23 protein-coding genes are annotated in these 20,165 nt (G+C 68.7%); 6 read left to right on the top strand and 17 right to left on the bottom strand.

The window, feature by feature from the left end:
• Genes rpmC through rpsJ form a run of 10 tightly spaced genes read right to left on the bottom strand, consistent with a single transcriptional unit; the run spans position 1 to position 5,226 of the window.
• Positions 1-243, bottom strand: a complete 243-nt coding sequence (gene rpmC / locus BLT25_RS26490; protein ID WP_008361011.1) for a 50S ribosomal protein L29 — start codon at positions 241-243, stop codon at positions 1-3.
• Positions 243-662, bottom strand: a complete 420-nt coding sequence (gene rplP / locus BLT25_RS26485) for a 50S ribosomal protein L16 (protein WP_091052386.1) — start codon at positions 660-662, stop codon at positions 243-245. The genes rpmC and rplP overlap by 1 nt, the downstream gene beginning before the upstream one ends.
• Before the next feature lie 3 nt (positions 663-665).
• Positions 666-1,493 (bottom strand): 30S ribosomal protein S3, encoded by an 828-nt coding sequence (rpsC, locus tag BLT25_RS26480; RefSeq protein WP_008361007.1) that lies wholly within the window; start codon positions 1,491-1,493, stop codon positions 666-668.
• Complete coding sequence (gene rplV / locus BLT25_RS26475) at positions 1,493-1,912, bottom strand: 50S ribosomal protein L22 (RefSeq protein ID WP_091052384.1); 420 nt, start codon at positions 1,910-1,912, stop codon at positions 1,493-1,495. Before rplV ends, rpsC begins: the two co-directional genes overlap by 1 nt.
• Positions 1,909-2,190, bottom strand: a complete 282-nt coding sequence (gene rpsS, locus BLT25_RS26470; protein WP_008361004.1) for a 30S ribosomal protein S19 — start codon at positions 2,188-2,190, stop codon at positions 1,909-1,911. The genes rplV and rpsS overlap by 4 nt, the downstream gene beginning before the upstream one ends.
• 3 nt (positions 2,191-2,193) lie before the next feature.
• Positions 2,194-3,030: a 50S ribosomal protein L2 gene (gene rplB / locus BLT25_RS26465; RefSeq protein WP_091052382.1), complete on the bottom strand. Its 837-nt coding sequence runs from the start codon at positions 3,028-3,030 to the stop codon at positions 2,194-2,196.
• Positions 3,031-3,046: 16 nt separating this feature from the next.
• Positions 3,047-3,343 (bottom strand): 50S ribosomal protein L23, encoded by a 297-nt coding sequence (rplW, locus tag BLT25_RS26460; protein ID WP_008360999.1) that lies wholly within the window; start codon positions 3,341-3,343, stop codon positions 3,047-3,049.
• Entirely contained in the window at positions 3,340-4,248 is a 909-nt protein-coding gene (gene rplD, locus BLT25_RS26455) for a 50S ribosomal protein L4, sunset domain variant (RefSeq protein WP_091052381.1), read from the bottom strand. The genes rplW and rplD overlap by 4 nt, the downstream gene beginning before the upstream one ends.
• A 2-nt stretch (positions 4,249-4,250) precedes the next feature.
• The gene (gene rplC / locus BLT25_RS26450) at positions 4,251-4,907 is read right to left on the bottom strand and encodes a 50S ribosomal protein L3 (protein ID WP_091052379.1); all 657 of its coding nucleotides are present in this window, start codon (positions 4,905-4,907) and stop codon (positions 4,251-4,253) included.
• 10 nt (positions 4,908-4,917) lie between these two features.
• A complete protein-coding gene (rpsJ, locus tag BLT25_RS26445) occupies positions 4,918-5,226 on the bottom strand; it encodes a 30S ribosomal protein S10 (protein ID WP_008360994.1) in 309 nt (102 codons plus the stop codon).
• A gap of 414 nt (positions 5,227-5,640) precedes the next feature.
• Between rpsJ and BLT25_RS26440 the strand changes: the two genes are divergently transcribed.
• The 5 genes from BLT25_RS26440 (at position 5,641) to BLT25_RS30635 (ending at position 10,891) form a co-directional block, all read left to right on the top strand.
• Entirely contained in the window at positions 5,641-6,747 is a 1,107-nt protein-coding gene (locus tag BLT25_RS26440) for a hypothetical protein (RefSeq protein WP_143033875.1), read from the top strand.
• Positions 6,744-7,355, top strand: a complete 612-nt coding sequence (locus BLT25_RS26435) for a DUF4129 domain-containing protein (protein WP_091052376.1) — start codon at positions 6,744-6,746, stop codon at positions 7,353-7,355. The genes BLT25_RS26440 and BLT25_RS26435 overlap by 4 nt, the downstream gene beginning before the upstream one ends.
• A complete protein-coding gene (locus BLT25_RS26430; RefSeq protein WP_091052375.1) occupies positions 7,352-8,497 on the top strand; it encodes a DUF4350 domain-containing protein in 1,146 nt (381 codons plus the stop codon). The genes BLT25_RS26435 and BLT25_RS26430 overlap by 4 nt, the downstream gene beginning before the upstream one ends.
• The gene (locus BLT25_RS26425) at positions 8,494-9,477 is read left to right on the top strand and encodes an AAA family ATPase (RefSeq protein ID WP_091052373.1); all 984 of its coding nucleotides are present in this window, start codon (positions 8,494-8,496) and stop codon (positions 9,475-9,477) included. Before BLT25_RS26430 ends, BLT25_RS26425 begins: the two co-directional genes overlap by 4 nt.
• Positions 9,478-9,589: 112 nt before the next feature.
• On the top strand, positions 9,590-10,891 hold the full coding sequence (locus tag BLT25_RS30635; RefSeq protein WP_091052372.1) for a DUF58 domain-containing protein: 1,302 nt from the start codon (positions 9,590-9,592) through the stop codon (positions 10,889-10,891).
• A 6-nt stretch (positions 10,892-10,897) separates the two neighbouring features.
• Here BLT25_RS30635 and BLT25_RS26415 read toward each other — a convergent pair whose 3' ends face one another.
• Both BLT25_RS26415 and BLT25_RS26410 read right to left on the bottom strand, forming a co-directional pair.
• Positions 10,898-11,674: a class I SAM-dependent methyltransferase gene (locus BLT25_RS26415; protein ID WP_091052370.1), complete on the bottom strand. Its 777-nt coding sequence runs from the start codon at positions 11,672-11,674 to the stop codon at positions 10,898-10,900.
• A gap of 66 nt (positions 11,675-11,740) precedes the next feature.
• A complete protein-coding gene (locus BLT25_RS26410) occupies positions 11,741-12,736 on the bottom strand; it encodes a stage II sporulation protein M (RefSeq protein ID WP_091052368.1) in 996 nt (331 codons plus the stop codon).
• Positions 12,737-12,759: 23 nt separating this feature from the next.
• Here BLT25_RS26410 and BLT25_RS26405 point away from each other — a divergent pair, with 23 nt between their 5' ends.
• Complete coding sequence (locus BLT25_RS26405; RefSeq protein ID WP_091052366.1) at positions 12,760-13,617, top strand: RDD family protein; 858 nt, start codon at positions 12,760-12,762, stop codon at positions 13,615-13,617.
• A 12-nt stretch (positions 13,618-13,629) separates the two neighbouring features.
• On the opposite strand, the gene BLT25_RS26400 is transcribed toward BLT25_RS26405, so the two are convergent.
• The 5 genes from BLT25_RS26400 to fusA all read right to left on the bottom strand — a co-directional run bounded on the left by BLT25_RS26400 (position 13,630) and on the right by fusA (position 20,144).
• On the bottom strand, positions 13,630-15,093 hold the full coding sequence (locus BLT25_RS26400; RefSeq protein WP_091052365.1) for a glycerophosphodiester phosphodiesterase family protein: 1,464 nt from the start codon (positions 15,091-15,093) through the stop codon (positions 13,630-13,632).
• 86 nt (positions 15,094-15,179) lie between these two features.
• Positions 15,180-15,803, bottom strand: coding sequence for a hypothetical protein (locus tag BLT25_RS26395; protein ID WP_091052363.1), 624 nt, complete (start codon positions 15,801-15,803; stop codon positions 15,180-15,182).
• A gap of 57 nt (positions 15,804-15,860) precedes the next feature.
• Positions 15,861-16,589 carry a tRNA (guanosine(46)-N7)-methyltransferase TrmB gene (trmB, locus tag BLT25_RS26390; RefSeq protein ID WP_091052362.1) on the bottom strand — a complete coding sequence of 243 codons (729 nt, stop codon included), beginning with the start codon at positions 16,587-16,589 and terminating at the stop codon, positions 15,861-15,863.
• Between the two features lie 162 nt (positions 16,590-16,751).
• Positions 16,752-17,945, bottom strand: a complete 1,194-nt coding sequence (gene tuf / locus BLT25_RS26385) for an elongation factor Tu (RefSeq protein ID WP_091052360.1) — start codon at positions 17,943-17,945, stop codon at positions 16,752-16,754.
• A gap of 84 nt (positions 17,946-18,029) precedes the next feature.
• Positions 18,030-20,144: an elongation factor G gene (gene fusA, locus BLT25_RS26380; protein WP_091052359.1), complete on the bottom strand. Its 2,115-nt coding sequence runs from the start codon at positions 20,142-20,144 to the stop codon at positions 18,030-18,032.
• Positions 20,145-20,165: the final 21 nt, after the last annotated feature.

Genomic DNA, 20,165 nt, shown 5'->3' with positions numbered 1-20,165 from the left:
TCAGGCCTCCTCGGTGGTCTCGGTGCCCGGGGCCACGCGGATGCCGAGCTCGCGCTCACGCACCACGGTGTAGATCCGGGCGATGTCCTTCTTGACGGTGCGGAGCCGACCGTGGCTCTCCAGCTGGCCGGTGGCCGCCTGGAACCGGAGGTTGAACAGCTCCTCCTTCGCCTCGCGCAGCTTCGCCTCGAGGTCGACGTCGGTGAGCTCGTCCAGCTCGAACGCCTGCAGGGAGTTAGCCATCAGAACTCACCAGCCTCTCGCGTGATGAAACGGCACTTCATGGGCAGCTTGTGGATCGCGCGGCGCATGGCCTCGCGAGCGGTCTCCTCGTCGACACCGGAGAGCTCGAACATCACTCGGCCCGGCTTGACGTTGGCGACCCACCACTCGGGGGAACCCTTACCGGAACCCATGCGGGTCTCGGCCGGCTTCTTGGTCAGCGGGACGTCGGGGTAGATGTTGATCCACACCTTGCCGCCTCGCTTGATGTGACGAGTCATCGCGATACGCGCTGCCTCGATCTGGCGGTTGGTCACGTAGTGACCGTCGATCGCCTGGATGCCGTAGTCACCGAAGGCCAGCTTGGTGCCACCCTTGGCCACGCCGCGGCGGTTCGGGTGGTGCTGCTTGCGGTGCTTGACGCGACGGGGCATCAGCATGGGTCAGCCCTCCTGGGACGTGGTCTCGGCGGCGGGAGCCTCAGCGGCAGCCGGCGCCTCAGTCTTCGCCGCGCGGTCAGCGCGGTTCGGGCGGTCACCACGGGAGCCACGCGACGGACGGTCGCCGCGGCCACCGCGACGGTCGTTGCCACCGCGACCCGGGACGCCCGCACGGGCGGCCTGGGCGGCCTGACGCTCGGCGCGCGATCCGGAGACCTCGCCCTTGTAGATCCAGACCTTCACGCCGATGCGGCCGAAGGTCGTGCGGGCCTCGTAGAAGCCGTAGTCGATGTCCGCGCGAAGGGTGTGCAGCGGCACGCGACCCTCGCGGTAGAACTCGGTACGCGACATCTCCGCGCCGTTCAGACGACCCGAGCACTGGATCCGGATGCCCTTGGCACCGGAGCGCATGGTGGTCTGCATGGCCTTGCGCATCGCGCGACGGAACTGCACGCGACCGCTGAGCTGCTCGGCGACACCCTGGGCGACCAGCTGAGCGTCGACCTCGGGGTTCTTGACCTCGAGGATGTTCAGCTGAACCTGCTTGCCGGTGAGCTTCTCCAGCTCGGTGCGGAGGCGGTCGGCCTCGGCGCCGCGGCGACCGATGACGATGCCGGGACGCGCGGTGTGGATGTCCACACGCACGCGGTCACGGGTGCGCTCGATCTCGACCTTGGCGATGCCGGCCCGCTCCATGCCCTTGCTGAGCAGCTTGCGGATCTTGACGTCCTCGCCGACGTACTCCTTGTACTGCTTGTCGGCGTACCAACGCGACTTGTGGTCGGTCGAGATGCCCAGGCGGAAGCCGTTCGGGTTGATCTTCTGACCCATTACTTCTTACCGCCCTTCTCGACGACGTCGGCCGGCTGCACGACCAGGGTGATGTGCGAGGTCCGCTTGTTGATGCGGGTCGCACGACCCTGGGCGCGGGGGCGCCAGCGCTTCATGGTCGGACCCTCGTCGACCATGGCGACCGAGACGACGAGGTCGTCACGGTCCAGACCCTCGGTCGACACCGCGTTGGCGATGGCGCTCTCGAGAACCTTGTAAACAGTCTCGGAGGCTGCCTGCGGCGCGAACTGCAGCAGGGAGAGAGCCTCGTCGACGGGCAGACCGCGGACCAGGTCGACGACGCGGCGTGCCTTCAGCGGGGTGATCCGCACGAAGCGGGCACTCGCGAAGGCACCCGGCTGGTCGCCGAGCAGGGAGTCGCGGCGGGCGCTGATGCGCTGCCGTTCGGTGGTGGTCATCGACGGCGTCCCTTCCGGTCGTCCTTGATGTGACCCTTGAACGTGCGGGTCGGGGCGAACTCGCCCAGCTTGTGACCGACCATCGAGTCGGAGACGAAGACCGGGACGTGCTTGCGACCGTCGTGCACCGCGATGGTGTGACCGATCATCTCGGGCACGATCATCGAGCGGCGCGACCAGGTCTTGATCACGTTGTGGGTGCCCTTCTCGTTCTCGGCGTCCACCTTCTTCTGAAGGTGGTCGTCGATGAAGGGGCCCTTCTTCAGGCTGCGAGGCATTGCTTACTTCCTACCCTTCCCGCTCTTACGGCGGCGGATGATCTGCGAGTCAGAGGCCTTGCGCTTACGCGTACGGCCCTCGGGCTTACCCCAGGGGCTGACCGGGTGACGGCCACCAGAGGTCTTACCCTCACCACCACCGTGCGGGTGGTCGACCGGGTTCATGACGACACCGCGGACGGTCGGGCGAACGCCCTTCCACCGCATGCGGCCGGCCTTACCCCAGTTGATGTTCGACTGCTCGGCGTTGCCGACCTGGCCGACGGTGGCGCGGCAGCGCACGTCGACGAAGCGCATCTCACCCGAAGGCATACGGAGCGTGGCCTTGGAGCCCTCACGAGCGACCAGCTGGGCGCTCATACCGGCGGAGCGGGCGATCTTCGCGCCGCCACCAGGACGCAGCTCAACATTGTGGATGGTGGTACCAACCGGGATGTTGCGCAGCGGCAGGTTGTTGCCGGGCTTGATGTCGGCGGTCGGGCCGGACTCGACGACGGTGCCCTGGCTGACGCCGACGGGCGCGAGGATGTAGCGCTTCTCGCCGTCGAAGTAGTGCAGCAGGGCGATACGGGCGGTGCGGTTCGGGTCGTACTCGATGTGAGCGACCTTGGCCGGCACGCCGTCCTTGTCGTAGCGACGGAAGTCGATGATCCGGTACGCACGCTTGTGACCGCCACCGATGTGGCGGGTCGTGATGCGACCCTGGTTGTTGCGGCCACCCTTCTTGGGAAGGGGCTTGGTCAGCGACTTCTCCGGCGTGGTCCGAGTGATCTCGGCGAAGTCGGCCACCGACGAGCCACGACGGCCCGGGGTGGTCGGCTTGTACTTACGAATAGCCATGTTCAGTCAGTCCTTCTCACGCGCCGAAGATGTCGATGCGGTCGCCCTCGGCCAGGGAGACGATCGCGCGCTTGGTGTCGGGGCGCTTGCCCAGGCCGTAACGCGTACGACGAGCCTTGCCCTTGCGGTTGATCGTGTTGACCGAGGTCACCTTGACGTCGAACACCTTCTCGACCGCGATCTTGATCTCGGTCTTGTTCGCGTCGGGGCGAACGATGAAGGTGTACTTGTTCTGGTCGAGGAGGCCGTAGCTCTTCTCGGAGACCACCGGCGCGATCAAAATGTCGCGGGGGTCGTAGTGCAGCGTGCTCACTTGTTAGCCTCCTCGTCAGACTCAGCCTTCTTCTTGCCGGCCTCAACGAAACCAGCCGCGATAGCGTCCTCGGCGGACTTGAAGTAGAACTCCGCCTTGGTGGACTCGTACCAACGGCCGCCCGGGGCGTGGAACTTCTTGTCCTTGCCCTTGACGTTGCCCTTGATGTCGAAGCCCTCGGGGGCCGAGCCGTCCTCGAGCGGCGCGACTGCGCCCTCGGGGAGGTCCGACTCCTTGGCGGGCTCGACGGCAGCCTCCTTGATCGCATCCTTCTCGACCTCACCGATGGTGACGGTCTCCTTGGCGGCGACGGCCGGCTTGCCCGAGATGAAGCCCTCGAAGGCCGGCTTGGAGAAGACAACGTCGTCGGAGACGAGGACGTCGTAGGTGTTGAGCTGGTCGGCCCAGAGCAGGTGCACCTCGGGGGCGTTACGCAGGCTCAGCGCGGCGACGGACTCGGAGCGGTCCAGGACGACGAGGTAACGCTTGACGTCCGAGATCGCCTTGAGGGCGGTCAGCGCGGTCTTGGTCGAGGGCGCCTCGAGGGCGAACTCGGCCACGTGGATCTGGCCGGCACGAGCCCGGTCGGAGAGGGCACCGCGGAGGGCGGCGGCCTTCATCTTCTTGGGGGTGCGCTGGCTGTAGTCACGCGGCTGCGGGCCGTGGACGGTGCCACCACCGGCGAACTGCGGCGCGCGGGTCGAACCCTGACGGGCGCGACCGGTGCCCTTCTGCTTGTAGGGCTTGCGTCCACCGCCGCGGACCTCGCCGCGGGTCTTGGTGGAGTGCGTGCCCTGGCGCGCAGCGGCCTGCTGCGCGACGACGACCTGGTGGATCAGCGGGATGTTGACCTCAACATCGAAGATCTCAGCCGGGAAGTCGACCTTGACAGTCTTGATAGCCATGATCAGGCCTCCAGCTTCTTAGCAGCCGAGCGGAGGACCACGAGGCCACCCTTGGGGCCAGGAATGGCGCCCTTGACCAGGATGAGGCCCTTCTCGGTGTCGACGGCGTGCACGGTCAGGTTCTGGGTGGTGACGGTGTCAGTACCCATGTGACCGGCCATGCGGACGCCCTTGAACACGCGACCCGGGGTGGCGCAAGCGCCGATCGATCCCGGCTTGCGGTGGTTGCGGTGGGCACCGTGGGAGGCACCGACACCGGAGAAGCCGTGACGCTTCATGGTGCCCGCGAAACCCTTACCCTTCGAGGTGCCCGTCACGTCGATCTCCTCGCCGATGGCGAAGGTGTCGACGGGGAGCTCCTGGCCGGCGGAGTACGACGCGGCGTCGGCGGTGCGGATCTCGGCCAGGTGGCGGCGCGGCGTGGTGCCGGCCTTCTCGAACTGGCCGGCGCCCGGCTTGTTCACCTTGCGGCCGTCGATCTCGCCGTAGCCGATCTGCACGGCGTTGTAGCCGTCGGCCTCGGGGGTGCGGACCTGGGTCACGACGTTGGTGTTCGCCGCGATGACGGTCACGGGGACGACGACGTTGTTCTCGTCCCACAGCTGGGTCATGCCGAGCTTGGTGCCCAGGAGACCCTTCACGTTGCGTTCGATCGTCATGTCGTCAACCTCAGAGCTTGATCTCGATGTCGACACCAGCAGGCAGATCGAGCCGCATGAGGGAGTCAACAGTCTTCGGGGTCGGGTCGATGATGTCGATGAGGCGCTTGTGGGTGCGCATCTCGAAGTGCTCGCGCGAGTCCTTGTACTTGTGGGGCGAGCGGATGACGCAGTACACGTTCTTCTCGGTCGGCAGCGGCACCGGGCCGGCGACCTTGGCACCCGTACGGGTGACCGTGTCCACGATCTTTCGCGCCGAGGTGTCGATCACCTCGTGGTCATAGGCCTTGAGCCTGATGCGGATCTTCTGTCCCGCCATCTGTCTCTCTCGTCCTTCTTGGTCAGCGTGCCGCGTGCTACAGGCTTCCTCCGGCTGAGTCGGCCCGGTTGCTCACCTCTGGCTCCGACCCCCGCGGTCGGGCGTGTCGCTTATTTTTCACAAGCAGACGCCGGACTTCTCGACGGGACTTTCACCATCAGCTTCACTGGAACCACGCCTTCGGGATGGGCACACGACGACCACAGACCACATCCGACAGGCTGAAAAGCCTGCTCAGGTGACGCGATTCAGTAGTCAAGGTGTGCACACCCCAGCGAACAGTTCACTGGAGCAACCAGAGAATCTTGTCACGCGTACGCAGGTGGCTCCAAATCAACGATGTCGTCTGGATCGCTCTGAGAGGATGCCCCCAACCGAGCGAGTTCGCCGGTCGTCGCGACGAGGAGCATCCAGATGTCAGGAGTGTGGCCGCCCCCACCGGGTGAGCAACCTCAGCAGGGCCCGACGACCCCGTCGACCCCGCCCCCGCCGGGCCAGCCGGTGCAGCCTCACCCGTTGCAGCCGCACCCGGCGCAACCGGCGTGGGCGCAGCCGCTGCCGCCGGCCCACAAGCCCGGAGCGATCCCGCTGCGGCCGCTCGGCCTCGGCGACATGCTCGACGGCGCCTTCCGGCTCGTACGCTTCAACCCCGGCGCCACCGTGGGCGCCTCGGTCCTGGTGGCGGCGGTCGCGATGGCCATCCCGCTGGGCGTGACCGCGGCGATGACCTTCACCGGAGACAGCCTGGACGCGCTCGGGACCGGCCTCGAGGACCCCGACTACTCGCCTGGTGGATCAGAGATCATCGGCATGCTGGTGGCCTTCGGCTCCTTCTTCCTCGGCTCGGTCCTGCAGGCGATCGGCGCGATCCTGGTGGCCGGGATGATCTCCCACGTCGCCCACGCCGCCGCGATCGGCCGCAAGCTCACCCTCGCGCAGGCGTGGGCGGCGACCCACGGCAACCGCTGGCGGCTGATCGGACTGGCGCTGCTGAGCGGGGTGGTCTTCACCCTGGTCCTGGCCGTCGCGGCCACTCCCGTGGTGGTCCTCGCGATCGTCGTCGACAGTCCCGTCCCGGCCATCCTGGTCGGCATCCTGATGTTCCTGCTGCTGATCGTGGCCAGCCTCTTCCTGACCGTGCGGCTCTATCTGCTCGCGGTGCCCGCGCTGATGCTGGAGAGCCCCGGTGTCCTCGGCGCCATCAAGCGGGCCTGGCAGCTGTCGGCGAGACAGTTCTGGCGGCTCTTCGGGATCTGGCTGCTGGCTGCCATCATCGTCGGCTTCGCCTCTCAGGTCGTCGCCTTCCCGATCAGCCTGGTCGCCAGCATCGTCGGCATCGCGCAGCCCGATCTCTACTTCCTCGCGACCATCGCCGGCAGCGCCGTCTCGACCGTGGTCTCCGCCGCGATCGTGGCGCCGTTCAGCGGCGCGGTGACCAACCTGCAGTACCTCGACCAGCGGATCCGCAAGGAGTCCTACGAGGTCGAGCTGATGGAGCAGGCCGGGCTGCTGAGCAGATGATCCTCCTCCAACAGACTCCTCCTCTGACCCCGACGCCCGAGGAGGGTCGCTCCTGGCTCCAGCGCGAGCTGGCCGGACCGGAATACCACGACCTCGACCTCGTCGAGCGGATCCTGCGCTGGATCGAGCGCACCCTGTCCGAGGGCATCCCCTCCGCAGGCGACCTGCCCTGGGCCCAGACCGTCGCCGCGATGGTCGTCTTCGCGGCGCTCCTGGTCGGGATCGGCCTGCTGGTCTCGCGGGCCCGGCGCAGTCCTCGGGTCGCCCGCGACCGCAACGGGGACGTTCTCACCGACGAGTCGCTCTCCGCGGCCGCGCTCCGGGCGCGGGCCGAGGCTGCGTACGCCTCGGGGGATCATGGCGCCGCGGTGGTCGACGGGTTCCGGGCCCTGGCCAGGCGGCAGGTCGAGCGCGGCCGACTGGCCGAGGATCCCGGGCTGACCGCCGCCGAGGTCGCGGCGAGCCTGGAGCGGGAGATGTCGCTCGAGGGCCGCGCCGGGCAGGCCGCGGAGCTGTTCAACGAGGTCCTCTACGGCGACCACCCCGCCACGCGTGAGCAGGCCGAGGGCGTACTCGCTCTCGAGCAGGAGCTGGCGGTGGTGCGATGACCACGCAGACCCCGACGAGCCCGGCCGACCCGACCGCCGGACGGCTGAGCTGGTTCCGACGGAACCGGCCGATCCTGATCGTCGCACTGGCCTTCATGATCGCGGTCGTGCTGGCGTACGTCGCGACTCCGAAGGGCGGCGAGGCCTTCGCCGCCCACGACCCCGAGAGTCCCGACCCCGACGGCACCCGGGCGCTGGTCCAGGTGCTCGAGGACCACGGGGTCGAGGTGGAGATCGTCCGCTCGTCGAAGAGTCTGGAGAGCACCGAGATCCGGCGGGACACGACCGTCTTCGTGACCGGCACCGACGCGCTCGGCGAGCAGACCGCCTCCCGGCTGCGTGAGCGCACCGACGGCGCCGCCGACCTGATCCTGGCCGAGCCCGCTCCCTACGTGTCGGCGATGCTCGGCATCCCCTACGCGGTCAGCCAGACGTCCGACGCCGTCGAGGCGGGGTGCGACGACGCGCGCTGGGAAGGGCTCAGCATCCAGGCCGACGCGGTCACCGCGTACGACGCCGGCTCCTGCTTCCCGCACGAGGCCGGCGCGGTGCTCGCGCCCGCGGAGGGGCTCACCGTCTGGGGTGCGCCACAGGTGCTGACCAACGACCAGATCCTGCGGGCGGACAACGCCGCGGTGGCGCTGCGGCTGCTGGGCCGAAGCGATCATCTGGTCTGGTACGTCCCCTCCTTCGACGACCTCGCCCCCGACGAGGCGCACTCCCCCAGCTCGTTGCTGCCACGCTGGATCAAGCCGGCCCTGTGGCTCCTGCTGGTCGCGGTCATCGCCTTCGCCATCGCCCGCGGTCGGCGGCTGGGTCCGCTGGCGGTCGAGCCGCTGCCGGTCCACGTCCGTGCCGGGGAGACGACGCGCAGCCTGGGCCGGCTCTACCGCCGCTCCGGTGACCGCACGCACGCCGCGGCGACGCTGCGGCAGGCTGCCCGCACCCGCCTCTCCCGGCGGCTGCGGCTGGGCCGCGACACCTCGGCCGAGGCCGTCGTACGCGCCGTCGCCCAGCACACCGGACGCCCCGATCTCGAGGTCTCCGCGCTGCTCACCGATGCCCCGATCGAGAACGACCAAGACCTGATCACGCTGGCCAACGCGCTGGCGGCCCTTGAGGAAGAGGTACGACACCCATGACCCAATCCGAGACCATCGCCAACGTGTCGCCCGACGGCGCACGCGAGCGGCTCACCGCGGTCCGGGCCGAGGTCGCCAAGGCGGTCGTCGGGCAGGACGCCGCGGTCTCCGGACTGCTGGTCGCGCTGGTCTGTGGCGGCCACGTGCTCATGGAGGGCGTACCCGGCACCGCCAAGACCCTGCTGGTGCGGTCGCTGTCGGCGGCACTCTCGGTGGAGACCCGCCGGGTGCAGTTCACCCCCGACCTGATGCCTGGCGACATCACCGGGTCGATGGTGGTGGAGTCGTCCCACGGCGAGCTCACCTTCCGGGAGGGGCCGGTCTTCACCAACCTGCTCCTGGCCGACGAGATCAACCGAACCCCGCCGAAGACTCAGTCGGCGCTGCTCGAGGCGATGGAGGAGGGCCAGGTCTCGGTCGACGGGGTCACCCGCGCGCTGCCGCGCCCGTTCCTGGTGGCCGCGACCCAGAACCCGATCGAGTACGAGGGTGTCTACCCGCTCCCCGAGGCCCAGCTGGACCGGTTCCTGCTGAAGGTCGTCCTGCCGGTGCCCTCACGCTCCGACGAGGTGCAGATCCTCAACCGGCACGCCTCCGGCTTCGACCCGCGCGACGTCGCCGGCGCCGGGGTCACCGCCGTGGCCTCCGGCGCCGACATCGAGGCCGCCCGGCAGCACGTCGGCTCCGTCCAGGTGTCCCCCGAGGTCACCGGCTACATCGTCGACATCGCCCGGGCGACCCGCGAGTCCCCGTCACTGTCGGCCGGGGTGTCGCCGCGAGGCGCCACCGCCCTGCTCCGCTCCGCGCGCGCCTGGGCATGGCTCGCGGGCCGCGACTTCGTGTCCCCCGACGACGTGAAGTCCCTCGCCCATGCCACCCTCGCCCACCGCCTGGCCCTGCGCCCCGAGGCCGAGCTCGAGGGCGTACAGGTCTCCCAGGTCCTCTCCTCCGCCATCGGCGCCGTCCCCGTCCCCCGATGACCACCCCCAGCCGAGACGTCACTTCTGCAGGCCGAGACGTCAGTTCGGTCGATCGAGACGTCAGTTCTGTCGGCCGAGACGTCACCTGTCGCGCCCGCCCGAGGTCGTGCCGATGACCATCACCTGGCGCGTCCCGTTGCTCATGGTGGCCGGCATCGTCCCTGTCATCCTCCGTCCAGCAGCGGGCACTGCTGCGCTCTGGATTCTGCTCGTGGTGGTGCTGGCGCTTCTCGACGTGCTCCTGGCCCCGAAGCCGGCGAGCCTCGAGATCAGCCGGGTGCGCCTGGGCGGGTTCCGGCTGGGCGAGTCGGCGACCTCGGAGCTTCTGGTTCGCTCCCCCACCCGGCGCTTCCGGGCGCTGGTCCGCGACGCCTGGCAACCCACCGCCGGTGCCACTCGGAACCGCCACCGGATCCGGCTCGACCGAGGCGACACCACCCGGCTGCGTACGCCGCTGCGACCGCGCCGCCGCGGAGACCTGCGTGCGTTGGGCGTGACCGTGCGTGCCTTCGGGCCGCTCAGTCTCGGCGCGCGGCAGCGCACCATCCCGCTAGAGGGTTCGGTGCGGGTGCTGCCCGCCTTCGAGTCGCGCAAACACCTGCCGTCGCGGCTTCAGCGCCTGCGCGAGCTCGACGGCCGAGCCGCGGTCCGGGTACGCGGGCAGGGCACGGAGTTCGACTCGCTGCGGGAGTACGTCCGCGGTGACGACGTACGCTCCATCGACTGGCGCACCACCGCCCGCTCGCGCACCGTCGTGGTCCGCACCTGGCAGCCGGAGCGGGACCGTCGCGTCGTGCTGGTGCTCGACACCTCCCGCACCTCGGCCGGCCGGATCGAGGGCGCCGACGGCGGGGTGCCGCGGCTCGACTCCGCGATGGATGCCGGGCTGCTGCTCGCCGCCATCGCCTCCCGGGCCGGCGACCGGATCGACTTCATCGCCGGCGACCTGCGCGTACGCTCCCGCGTCCGCCTCGCCGGCCAGCGCGACGTCACCCAGCGACTGCAGGAGGCGATGGCCGACCTCGAGCCCGTCATCGCCGAGGCCGACTGGTCCAACCTCGCCGGCGCGGTCGCCGGCCTCGGCCGTCACCGCGCGCTCGTCGTCCTGCTGACTCCCCTCGACCCGCACGCGATCGAGGAGTCGCTCCTCCCCGTGCTCCCGGTCCTGACCCAGCACCACCGCGTCGTCATCGCCTCCGTCCGCGACCCCGAGCTCGAGGCCACCGCCGCATCCCGCGACACCATCGAGGACGTCTACGCCGCAGCCGCCGCCGAGCAGACCCTCCGCCGCCGCGATCACACCGCCGCCATGCTCCGCACCCTCGGCGTCGACGTCGTCGACGCCGACGCCGAGTCCCTCCCGCCGGCCCTCGCCGACCATTACCTGCAGCTCAAGGCCACCGGCCAGCTCTGATGTCTTTCAGTACGCGGCCTCATCAGGCTTCGACATCACCAGCATCGTGATCGACTCCCGCGGCACCGGCACGTCTCGGTCCCGCTCCACCTCGGCCTCGAGAGCTGCGATCCCGGCGCGGAAGTCGGCGTCGGGCATCCGCACCAGCGTCGAGAGCGTACGAAGGCGGAGTCGCTCGAACACCTCACCCTTGGTCTCCGCAGACGGCATCTCCACGCGGACGAGCCCGGGCCACGGCACCAACCCGGCCGCCGAGAACGTCTCGATCTCCTCGGAGAGCGGGCGGTACATCGCCGCATCCACCTCGGCGCCGTGAGGGAAGTGCCGCAGCCACCACAGGTCCGGCATCAAGTCGCTGAACTGCGCACGACACAGGAGTACGCCCCCGGGCCGGAGCACCCGCGCGATCTCCGCGGCTCCCTGCGAACGGCCGGTGACGTGATGCCAGGCCAGGAACAGCAGGCAGTAGTCGACCGCTGCGTCCTCGAGCGGGATCTCCTCGGCGCTGCCGGGTAGGTAGCGGACGTCCTCATGTGCCGAGGACCGCTCGGCCGTCTCGCGCATCCCGGTCGAGGGCTCGACCCCGACGACCGGCCCGAAACTGTCGGCGAGCATGGGCGAGAACCGCCCGGTACCCGATCCGAGGTCCAGTCCGTCGAGCGGCCGGCGCCCCGGGAGGTGCTGGCCGAAGGCATCGGCCCAGGCCGCGTACTGCTCCGCCTTCAGCGCCCGGCCACGGGCGTAGTCGCGGTGGATGGGGCCGTCGTAGTCGGTCGTGGGCATGAGCGCTCCTGGGGAGGTGATCGGGTACGACTTCACTCAACCAGGCTTTGTCTCGTCGGTCTTAGGTCAAGCCTGGGTGGCTACGCGGTCCTCGAGCAGACGGTCGTCGATGTCGCCGGTCTCGCCCTGGGAGGCCGCGGCACGGCCGACGATGAAGACGTACGCGAAGAAGGCGAGCTCGGCGAGGACGCCGATACCGACGCGGGCCCAGGTGGGCAGGGGCGAGGGGGTGACGAAGGCTTCGATGATGCCGGAGATCAGGAGCACGACGATGAGGCCGAGGGCGATGCCGGCGGCGGTGCGGCCCTCGCGGGCCATCGACTGCCCACGGGTCAGCGAGCCGGGGTCGATCCAGGACCAGAAGATCCGCAGGCCGACGGCGCCGGCGACGAAGACGGCGGTCAGCTCGAGCAGCCCGTGGGGAAGGATCAGGCCCCAGAAGAGGCCGCCCCGGTCGTTGCGGTGCATCAGGGTGCCGAGGATCGCCAGGTTGGAGATGTTCTGGAACATCGAGTAGATCACCGGCAGCCCGAGCACACCCAGGGCGATGCAGATGAACGAGACCCAGACGTTGTTGACCCAGACCTGGGTGGCGAACGACGAGGCCGCGTGCTCGCTGTAGTAGCCCTCGATGTCGTGCTCGACCAGCTGCTTGACCTGCTCCGGTCCGAGCAACGACTGCTCGACCTCCGGGTGGCGCAGCAGCCACCAGATCATGACCGCGGTGACCACCACGTTGGCCGCCATCATCCCCAGCCACCACCAGCGCAGCCGGTAGAGCGCGGCCGGGAACCGGTGGGTGAAGAACCGCAGGAAGCCGGACCACGTGCTCGTCCGGGTGCCGGTGGTGCGGTTGCGGGCCGCGGCCAGCAGGACCGAGAGATGCTGGACGACCGTGGGGTCGGGAGCGTTGCTGCGCACCACCGAGAGTTGGGTGCTCACCCGCTGATAGAGCTCGACCAGCTCGTCGGCCTGCGCGCCGCTCAGCCGGCGCTCGGCCAGCAGCTGCTCGAGCCTGGTCCGGTCGGCGGCGGTAGCGGCCAGATACGCATCGAGATCCACGCCCGCAGCGTACGCTGACGGCCATGACCTCCGCGCCGCAATCGCCCGAGCGACGCCCGCAGGAGCAACGCCCCCAAGAGCGGGAGCTGCTCACCGACGACGACCTGATCACCGGGGACGCGGTCGCCCTCGACCTGCCGGCCGCCGGGCTGGGGATGCGGCTCCTGTCGGGCCTCATCGATGTGGTCGTGGTGATGGCACTGCTGATCGTGACGCTGTTCGTCTTCATGACCGCCGCTCCCGCGACCGACGAGGCCCTGGCCTGGGCCGCCTACATCGCGGCCACCGCCTCGGTCCTCGTGGTCTTCCCCACGGTCCTCGAGACGCTCACCCGCGGCCGCTCGCTCGGCAAGCTCGCGCTCGGCCTACGCACGGTACGTGACGACGGCGGGGCGATCAGCTTCCACCACGCGTTCGTACGCGCCCTGATCGGCGTCGTCGAGATCTACGCCACCAGCGGCGCCGTCGCCTTCCTCAGCGCGATGATCCACCCCCGCGGCAAGCGGCTCGGCGACATCGCGGCCGGGACGTACGTCATCCGCGTTCGGGTGCCGCTCCGTCCGCCGGCACCGATCCAGATGCCCCCAGGGCTCGCCGCCTGGGCCTCCCGCGCGGATGTCGCGACCATCCCCGTCGGCCTCAGCCTGGCGGTGCGACGGTTCCTCTCCGGCGAGGTCGGCACCTACACCGACCCGGTCCGCCGCCACGCTCTCGCCGAGCGTCTCGCCACCCACATGCAGATGTACGTCGCCCCGGGCCCACCTCCGGGCACACCACCCGAGGCCTACCTGGCCGCCGTGCTCGCCACCCGACGCGATCGCGACGCGGCGAGGCTGGCCCGGGACGGTGAGCTCCGGACCCGCCTCACCGCGCGCTCCTGAATCAGTCCGCGCTCAACGGACCGGGGTCAGCTGGAGGTAGTCGAGGTTCCAGTTCTGGTAGCCGTCGGCGGGCAGCGAGATCTTCACGATGTGCTTGCCCGCGCTCAGCTCGGCGACCTGGCCGCTGGGCTGGAGGGCGTACTTGTTGTGGCTGGTCGTGTTCTCCACCGCCACCGGCCCGCTCTCCGCACCGCCGTCGAAGGAGAACGTGTAGGCGCCGGCCGGGTCATAGGGCGAGGATGCCCGCAGGGCCAGCTCATAGCGCCCCGCCGTGCGCACGTCGACCTCGTACGTCAGCCACTCACCGCCACGCAGCCACCCGAGGCTGACCGCACCGTCGGTGTCCTGGATGTCGACGTCCTCGCCGGGACGCAGCTGCAGGTTGCTGCGGTTGCCGGCGTCGTTGTCGTGGTAGCCGACGTCCTGACCCGGCCGGAAGTCCTCGGCCTGCACCCGGACGCCACCACGCGGTACCGGGTCCCCCACCCCCGTACGCAGCCAGCGCTCGAGCGCGACCGTGTCATCGGTCTGGAAGATCGTCGTGCGGTAGGACCTCACCAGCGTCTCCCAGCCACGCCGCGGGTCGATCAGAGACGCCTCGTCGGTCATCCTCTCGGGAAGGCCGTACCACATCGTGTTGTGCCAGACCCTCGCCCGTGCCGCGACCTTGTCCAGGAACCACGATCGGGCGACCGCGTCGGCCACGGAGTCGAAGTTGACCTCGTAGGCGACCGGCTGATCCTCACCGAACTGGTCGACGACGGCCATGTTCGCGTCGGTGACCATGTGCATGTAGACCGCACCCGGGTGGCTCTCGCGGAAGGCCTGCACGTCGGCGACGGGCGCATCGGACTTGTAGATGCCGTTGCGCACGGTGTCGGTCTCGACGAGCGCCTGCCAGATCTCCTCGCGGAAGGGCCAGCCCTTGTCGAGGTTGACCAGGCCCCGGTCCTTGATCACCGCCAGCGCCTCGGCCAGCGTCGGGACCTGCTCGCCGGTCAGCGCCGCCTGCGCCCCGCCGAGCCCCTTCTTCAGGCGCAGCCGCTTGATCTCGGCCAGGGTGAGCGAGTCCACCCGTCCGGAGCCGTTGGTGGTGCGGTCCACGGTGGTGTCGTGCATCAGCACCGGCACCCGATCCTTGGTCAGCTGGATGTCGAGCTCGACGATCTCGGCACCGTCGTCGAAGGCATGCACGATCGACGGCATCGAGTTCTCCGGCGCCTTGCGCCACTGGGCACGGTGAGCGGCGGTGAGGATCTTGGCCTTCGGGCCGTGGTCGAGCAGGTCGCGGTAGGCGCGCTCGGCGGCGGTGGCGCCCCCGTGGCCGGGACCACCGACCCGGAACGCGTCGCCCTCGTCCGCGGCAAGGGCGACGGTCCGCGTGCTGGACGCGGTGAGCATCGTCCCGGCCGTGGCACCGACAGAGAGCAGGGCGATGACAGCGGAGATACGGCGTACGCCGCGAGAGAGATTCATACGCTGCACGGTGGCAGCACACTCGGTCCCCCGGGCATCAGCGGCCTGGCCTTTCGGGAACGGCTCCGTGAAGCGTGCGCGGCCGGCTAACCCTTCGCCGGCTTCAGTCGTTTGGCGCTCAGCCCGACCGCCTTCAGCTCCAGCTCGGCCAGCCTCGCCACCACGTCCGCGTCGCCGTCGCGCCAGGCTCCGACCGGGTCGTCGCTGATCCTGACCAGCTTGTGCAGCGGCTGGGTCGCCATCGCGCGCAGTGCCACCAGATCGGCCGCGGTGCCGGCCTCCAGGAACCTCTGGGTCGAGGTGGCGTTGCGGATGAACCGGCACCGCAGCGGCACGTAGATCATCAGCCACATCAGCACCGGGACGACAACGACCCCGACGGCCAGCCAGATCGCGATGGTGGAGACGGCCTCGACCTGCGCCTCCCCTGCCGCACGGAGCTGGTCGGCGGCCTTCGCGGCCCCCTCGAACGGGACCGCGATGCCGTCCTTGACCAGCGGGAGGTCATCGACCTTCCCGGCCGCCTCGAGCAGCTTCGCGGAGAGCGAGGTGCCGGCGTCGTCCATCTTCTCGCCGGGAACGGCGAGCGCCGAGACCATCTCGTGGACGAACCTGCCCACCAGAACCCAGCCGGCGATCCACGCCACCGTCAGCAGGTCGACGAACAGCTGGAAGGCGAGGCGCGGGGGCCTGTCGGCGTACAACTTCATGCCGCTGATCTTGACGGTTCCGCGCCTACAGATCAGTCACGACACGGGTAGTTCGGATCAACGTCGGTAGAGCAGGTCGGTGATGACCCGATCCTTGGCCAGTCCCTTGCGCTCGAACTTGGTCACCGGGCGCTCATCCCAACGCTCGACGACACCACCGCTCAGCAGCGGCTCGGCGTCGAGGACCTCGACCATCTGCTCGGCGTACTCGACCCAGTCGGTCGCCAGCCGCCAGGTCCCACCGGGCGCGAGCCGCTCCGCGATCATCCGCGCGTTGGTGGGTGTCACCAGGCGCCGCTTGTGGTGGCGGGTCTTGTGCCACGGGTCGGGGAAGAACGTCCAGATCTCGCTGACCGACCCCGGGGCGAGGAGGTTCTCGAGCGTCCAGAGCGCGTCGACGCTGCAGAACCGCACGTTCGTAGCGCCCGCGGCACCCACGCGGGCGAGGCTCTCCGCGACGCCGGGCCGCCACACCTCCAGCGCGAGGATGTCGGCCTCGGGACGGTTGGCCGCCAACACCGCGGTCGCCTCTCCCACGCCGCCGCCGATGTCCACGATCAGGGGCGCCTTGCGACCGAACCAGGTCTCCAACGAGAACCCTGGATCGTCCACCGCCTCATCCGGGATCACCCACTCCTCGGCGTACGCGTCCCAGGCCTTCTGCTGCTTGGCGTCCAGGCGGCTGCCTCGGCGGGTGTAGGTGAGCACCTCGCGTACGGTGCGGCCGTCGTCCAGGAGCTTCTGGTGGGGTCTTGCGGGGCGGACTGGGTGGTTTGGGTCTGTCATCTCTTCTTGCCTTGGTCTCGTGGCGCGCCGACGCGGCGCAATCCGGTCCTCGCTTCGCTGCGGTCCGTTTGCGCCGAGTCAGCGCTTGCTCGAGCGTCTGACCAATGCAAAGGGCCCCCTTCGCCTTGCGGCTCCGGGGGCCCTTCACATTGGATCAGACGATCACTTGGTGATCTTCGTAACCCGACCCGCGCCGACGGTGCGACCGCCCTCACGGATAGCGAACTTCAGACCCTCGTCCATCGCGATGGGCTGGATGAGCTCGACCGACATCTCGGTGTTGTCACCCGGCATGACCATCTCGGTGCCCTCGGGGAGGGTCACAACGCCGGTCACGTCCGTGGTCCGGAAGTAGAACTGCGGACGGTAGTTGTTGAAGAACGGGGTGTGACGGCCACCCTCCTCCTTCGAGAGGATGTAGACAGAGCCCTCGAAGTTGGTGTGGGGGGTCGTGGTGCCCGGCTTGATGACAACCATGCCGCGCTCGACGTCCTCGCGCTTGGTGCCACGGAGGAGCAGACCGACGTTCTCACCGGCCTGGCCCTCGTCGAGCAGCTTGCGGAACATCTCGACGCCGGTGACGGTGGTCTTCTGCGAACCCTCGCGGATGCCGACGATCTCGACCTCCTCGCCGACCTTGACGATGCCGCGCTCGATACGACCGGTGATGACGGTGCCACGACCGGTGATCGTGAAGACGTCCTCGACGGGCATCAGGAACGGCTTCTCGGTCTCACGAGCCGGGGTCGGGATGTAGTCGTCGACGGCCTGCATGAGCTCGGCGACGGAGTCCATCCACTTCTCCTCGCCCTGCAGGGCGGGGTAGGCGGCAACGCGCACGACCGGGATGTCGTCACCCGGGAACTCGTACTCGCTGAGGAGCTCGCGCACCTCCATCTCGACGAGCTCGATGAGCTCCTCGTCGTCGACCATGTCGCACTTGTTGAGCGCGACGACGATCGAGGGCACGCCGACCTGGCGGGCCAGGAGCACGTGCTCCTTGGTCTGCGGCATCGGGCCGTCGGTGGCGGCGACCACGAGGATCGCGCCGTCCATCTGCGCGGCACCGGTGATCATGTTCTTGATGTAGTCCGCGTGACCCGGGCAGTCGACGTGAGCGTAGTGACGCGACTCGGTCTGGTACTCGATGTGCGCGATCGAGATCGTGATCCCGCGCTGGCGCTCCTCGGGGGCCTTGTCGATGTCCTCGAACGCGAACTCCGGGTTCAGGTCCGGGTACTTCGCGTGCAGCACCTTCGAGATCGCCGCGGTAAGGGTGGTCTTACCGTGGTCGATGTGACCGATGGTGCCGATGTTGACGTGCGGCTTCGTCCGCTCGAACTTCGCCTTAGCCACTGTGGGCTCCTCCTGGTGTGATTTTCTTACTGACTCGTACTGAAATGTGTTGCTGCCGAAGTCCCTGGACGGGCGACCCGAAGGTCACTCGCCACGGGCCTTCTTGATGATCTCGTCGGCGACGTTCGTGGGAACCTCGGCGTACGAGTCGAACTCCATCGAGTACGACGCCTGACCGCTGGTCTTGGACCGCAGGTCACCGACGTACCCGAACATCTCTGAAAGCGGGACGAGAGCCTGGACGACCATGTCGCCGTGGCGCTCCTCCTGCGAGGACACCTGGCCGCGGCGGGAGTTGATGTCGCCGATGACGGTGCCGAGGTAGGTGTCGGGGGTCGTCACCTCTACCGCGAACATCGGCTCCAGCAGAACGGCCTTCGCCATCCGCGCGGCCTCCTTGAAGGCCTGGTTTCCGGCGATCTTGAAGGCGAGCTCGGAGGAGTCGACGTCGTGGTAGGCGCCGTCCTCGAGCGAGACCTTCACATCTACCATGGGGAAGCCGGCGAGGATGCCGAACTCCATGGCGTCCTGAGCACCCTGGTCGACCGAAGGGATGTACTCCTTCGGCACGCGACCACCGGTGACGTTGTTGGCGAACTCGTAGCCCGCACCGAGGCCGGTCTCCTCGTCGATGTTGGGCTCGACGGAGATGACGACCTTCGCGAACTGACCCGAACCACCGGTCTGCTTCTTGTGGGTGTAGCTGTGGTTCTGGACCTTCTTGCGAAGCGTCTCGCGGTAGGCGACCTGCGGCTTGCCGACGGTGGCCTCGACCTTGAACTCGCGCTTCATCCGGTCGACGAAGACCTCCAGGTGGAGCTCGCCCATACCGGCGATGATCGTCTGGCCGGTCTGCTCGTCGGACTTGACCGTGAAGGTCGGGTCCTCCTCGGTGAGCCGCTGGATCGCGGTGCCGAGCTTCTGCTGGTCGCTCTTGGTCTTCGGCTCGATGGCGACCTCGATCACCGGGGCCGGGAAGCTCATCGACTCGAGCACCACCGGGTGGGTCGGGTCGCAGAGGGTGTGACCCGTCTTCGAGTCCTTCAGACCCATGACCGCGACGATCTGGCCGGCGCCCACCGAGTTGATCTCCTCACGCTTGTTCGCGTGCATCTGGTAGATCTTGCCGATGCGCTCCTTGCGGCCGTTGATCGGGTTGACCACGGTCGCACCCGCCTCGACCTTGCCGGAGTAGACGCGCAGGTAGAACAGCTTGCCCAGGTGCGGGTCGGAGGCGATCTTGAAGACCAGGCCGGAGAACGGCTCGTCGTCGGAAGGCTTCCGGGAGACCTCGATCTCCTCGTCCTTGACGTCGTGACCGATGATCGACTCGACGTCGAGCGGCGAGGGCAGGTAGTCGACGACCGCGTCGAGCAGGGGCTGGACGCCCTTGTTCTTGAACGCGGTGCCGGTGAGGATCGGGTTGAGCTTGTCGGCCAGGGTCGCGCGACGGATGGCGGCCTTCAGGGTGGGCACGTCGAAGACGTCGCCCTCCTCGAGGTAGACCTCCATGATGTCGTCGTCGGCCTCGGCGAGCGTCTCGACCAGCTTCTCGCGGTATTCCGCAGCCTTGTCGGCGAGGTCGGCCGGGATCTCCTCGATCACGTAGTCCTCGCCCATCTCGGTCTCGCCGCGCCAGACCTTGGCGTGCATCTCGACCAGGTCGACGACGCCGATGAAGTCGGACTCGGCACCGATCGGCAGCTGCAGCACCAGCGGGGTGGCGTGCAGCTTGTCGACGATGGAGTCGACGACCATGTAGAAGTCGGCACCGGTGCGGTCGAGCTTGTTGACGAAGCACATCCGCGGGACGGCGTACTTGTTCGCCTGACGCCACACGGTCTGCGACTGCGGCTCGACACCGGCGACACCGTCGAAGACGGCGACGGCGCCGTCGAGGACGCGCAGCGAGCGCTCGACCTCAACGGTGAAGTCGACGTGCCCGGGGGTGTCGATGATGTTGATCTGGTGGTCCTTCCACCAGCAGGTCGTCGCGGCGGACGTGATCGTGATGCCGCGCTCCTGCTCCTGCTCCATCCAGTCCATCGTGGCAGCGCCGTCGTGGACCTCACCGATCTTGTAGGAGATACCGGTGTAGAACAGGATGCGCTCGGTGGTGGTGGTCTTACCGGCATCGATGTGCGCCATGATGCCGATGTTGCGGACCACATTGAGGTCCGTGGTGATGTCGACGGCCACTGTCTTCAGCGTTCCTTAAAG

The organism is Nocardioides sp. YR527 (assembly GCF_900101045.1).
Classification (GTDB): Bacteria; Actinomycetota; Actinomycetes; order Propionibacteriales; family Nocardioidaceae; genus Nocardioides.
The sequence above is the reverse complement of the archived record's forward strand: the minus strand, read 5'-3'. Positions and strand labels throughout refer to the sequence as shown.

Excerpts from the sequence above, each read along its gene's own strand:
- rplC (WP_091052379.1), bottom strand. The coding sequence starts at position 4,907 with ATGACGATCGAACGCAACGTGAAGGGTCTCCTGGGCACCAAGCTCGGC.
- BLT25_RS26415 (WP_091052370.1), bottom strand. The coding sequence starts at position 11,674 with ATGCCCACGACCGACTACGACGGCCCCATCCACCGCGACTACGCCCGT.
- BLT25_RS26405 (WP_091052366.1), top strand. The coding sequence starts at position 12,760 with ATGACCTCCGCGCCGCAATCGCCCGAGCGACGCCCGCAGGAGCAACGC.
- rpsC (WP_008361007.1), bottom strand. The coding sequence starts at position 1,493 with ATGGGTCAGAAGATCAACCCGAACGGCTTCCGCCTGGGCATCTCGACC.
- trmB (WP_091052362.1), bottom strand. The coding sequence starts at position 16,589 with ATGACAGACCCAAACCACCCAGTCCGCCCCGCAAGACCCCACCAGAAG.
- BLT25_RS26400 (WP_091052365.1), bottom strand. The coding sequence starts at position 15,093 with ATGAATCTCTCTCGCGGCGTACGCCGTATCTCCGCTGTCATCGCCCTG.
- BLT25_RS26425 (WP_091052373.1), top strand. The coding sequence starts at position 8,494 with ATGACCCAATCCGAGACCATCGCCAACGTGTCGCCCGACGGCGCACGC.
- BLT25_RS30635 (WP_091052372.1), top strand. The coding sequence starts at position 9,590 with ATGACCATCACCTGGCGCGTCCCGTTGCTCATGGTGGCCGGCATCGTC.
- rplP (WP_091052386.1), bottom strand. The coding sequence starts at position 662 with ATGCTGATGCCCCGTCGCGTCAAGCACCGCAAGCAGCACCACCCGAAC.
- rpmC (WP_008361011.1), bottom strand. The coding sequence starts at position 243 with ATGGCTAACTCCCTGCAGGCGTTCGAGCTGGACGAGCTCACCGACGTC.
- BLT25_RS26430 (WP_091052375.1), top strand. The coding sequence starts at position 7,352 with ATGACCACGCAGACCCCGACGAGCCCGGCCGACCCGACCGCCGGACGG.
- BLT25_RS26440 (WP_143033875.1), top strand. The coding sequence starts at position 5,641 with ATGTCAGGAGTGTGGCCGCCCCCACCGGGTGAGCAACCTCAGCAGGGC.
- BLT25_RS26395 (WP_091052363.1), bottom strand. The coding sequence starts at position 15,803 with ATGAAGTTGTACGCCGACAGGCCCCCGCGCCTCGCCTTCCAGCTGTTC.
- rplD (WP_091052381.1), bottom strand. The coding sequence starts at position 4,248 with ATGGCTATCAAGACTGTCAAGGTCGACTTCCCGGCTGAGATCTTCGAT.
- rplB (WP_091052382.1), bottom strand. The coding sequence starts at position 3,030 with ATGGCTATTCGTAAGTACAAGCCGACCACCCCGGGCCGTCGTGGCTCG.
- BLT25_RS26435 (WP_091052376.1), top strand. The coding sequence starts at position 6,744 with ATGATCCTCCTCCAACAGACTCCTCCTCTGACCCCGACGCCCGAGGAG.
- rpsS (WP_008361004.1), bottom strand. The coding sequence starts at position 2,190 with ATGCCTCGCAGCCTGAAGAAGGGCCCCTTCATCGACGACCACCTTCAG.
- rpsJ (WP_008360994.1), bottom strand. The coding sequence starts at position 5,226 with ATGGCGGGACAGAAGATCCGCATCAGGCTCAAGGCCTATGACCACGAG.
- rplV (WP_091052384.1), bottom strand. The coding sequence starts at position 1,912 with ATGACCACCACCGAACGGCAGCGCATCAGCGCCCGCCGCGACTCCCTG.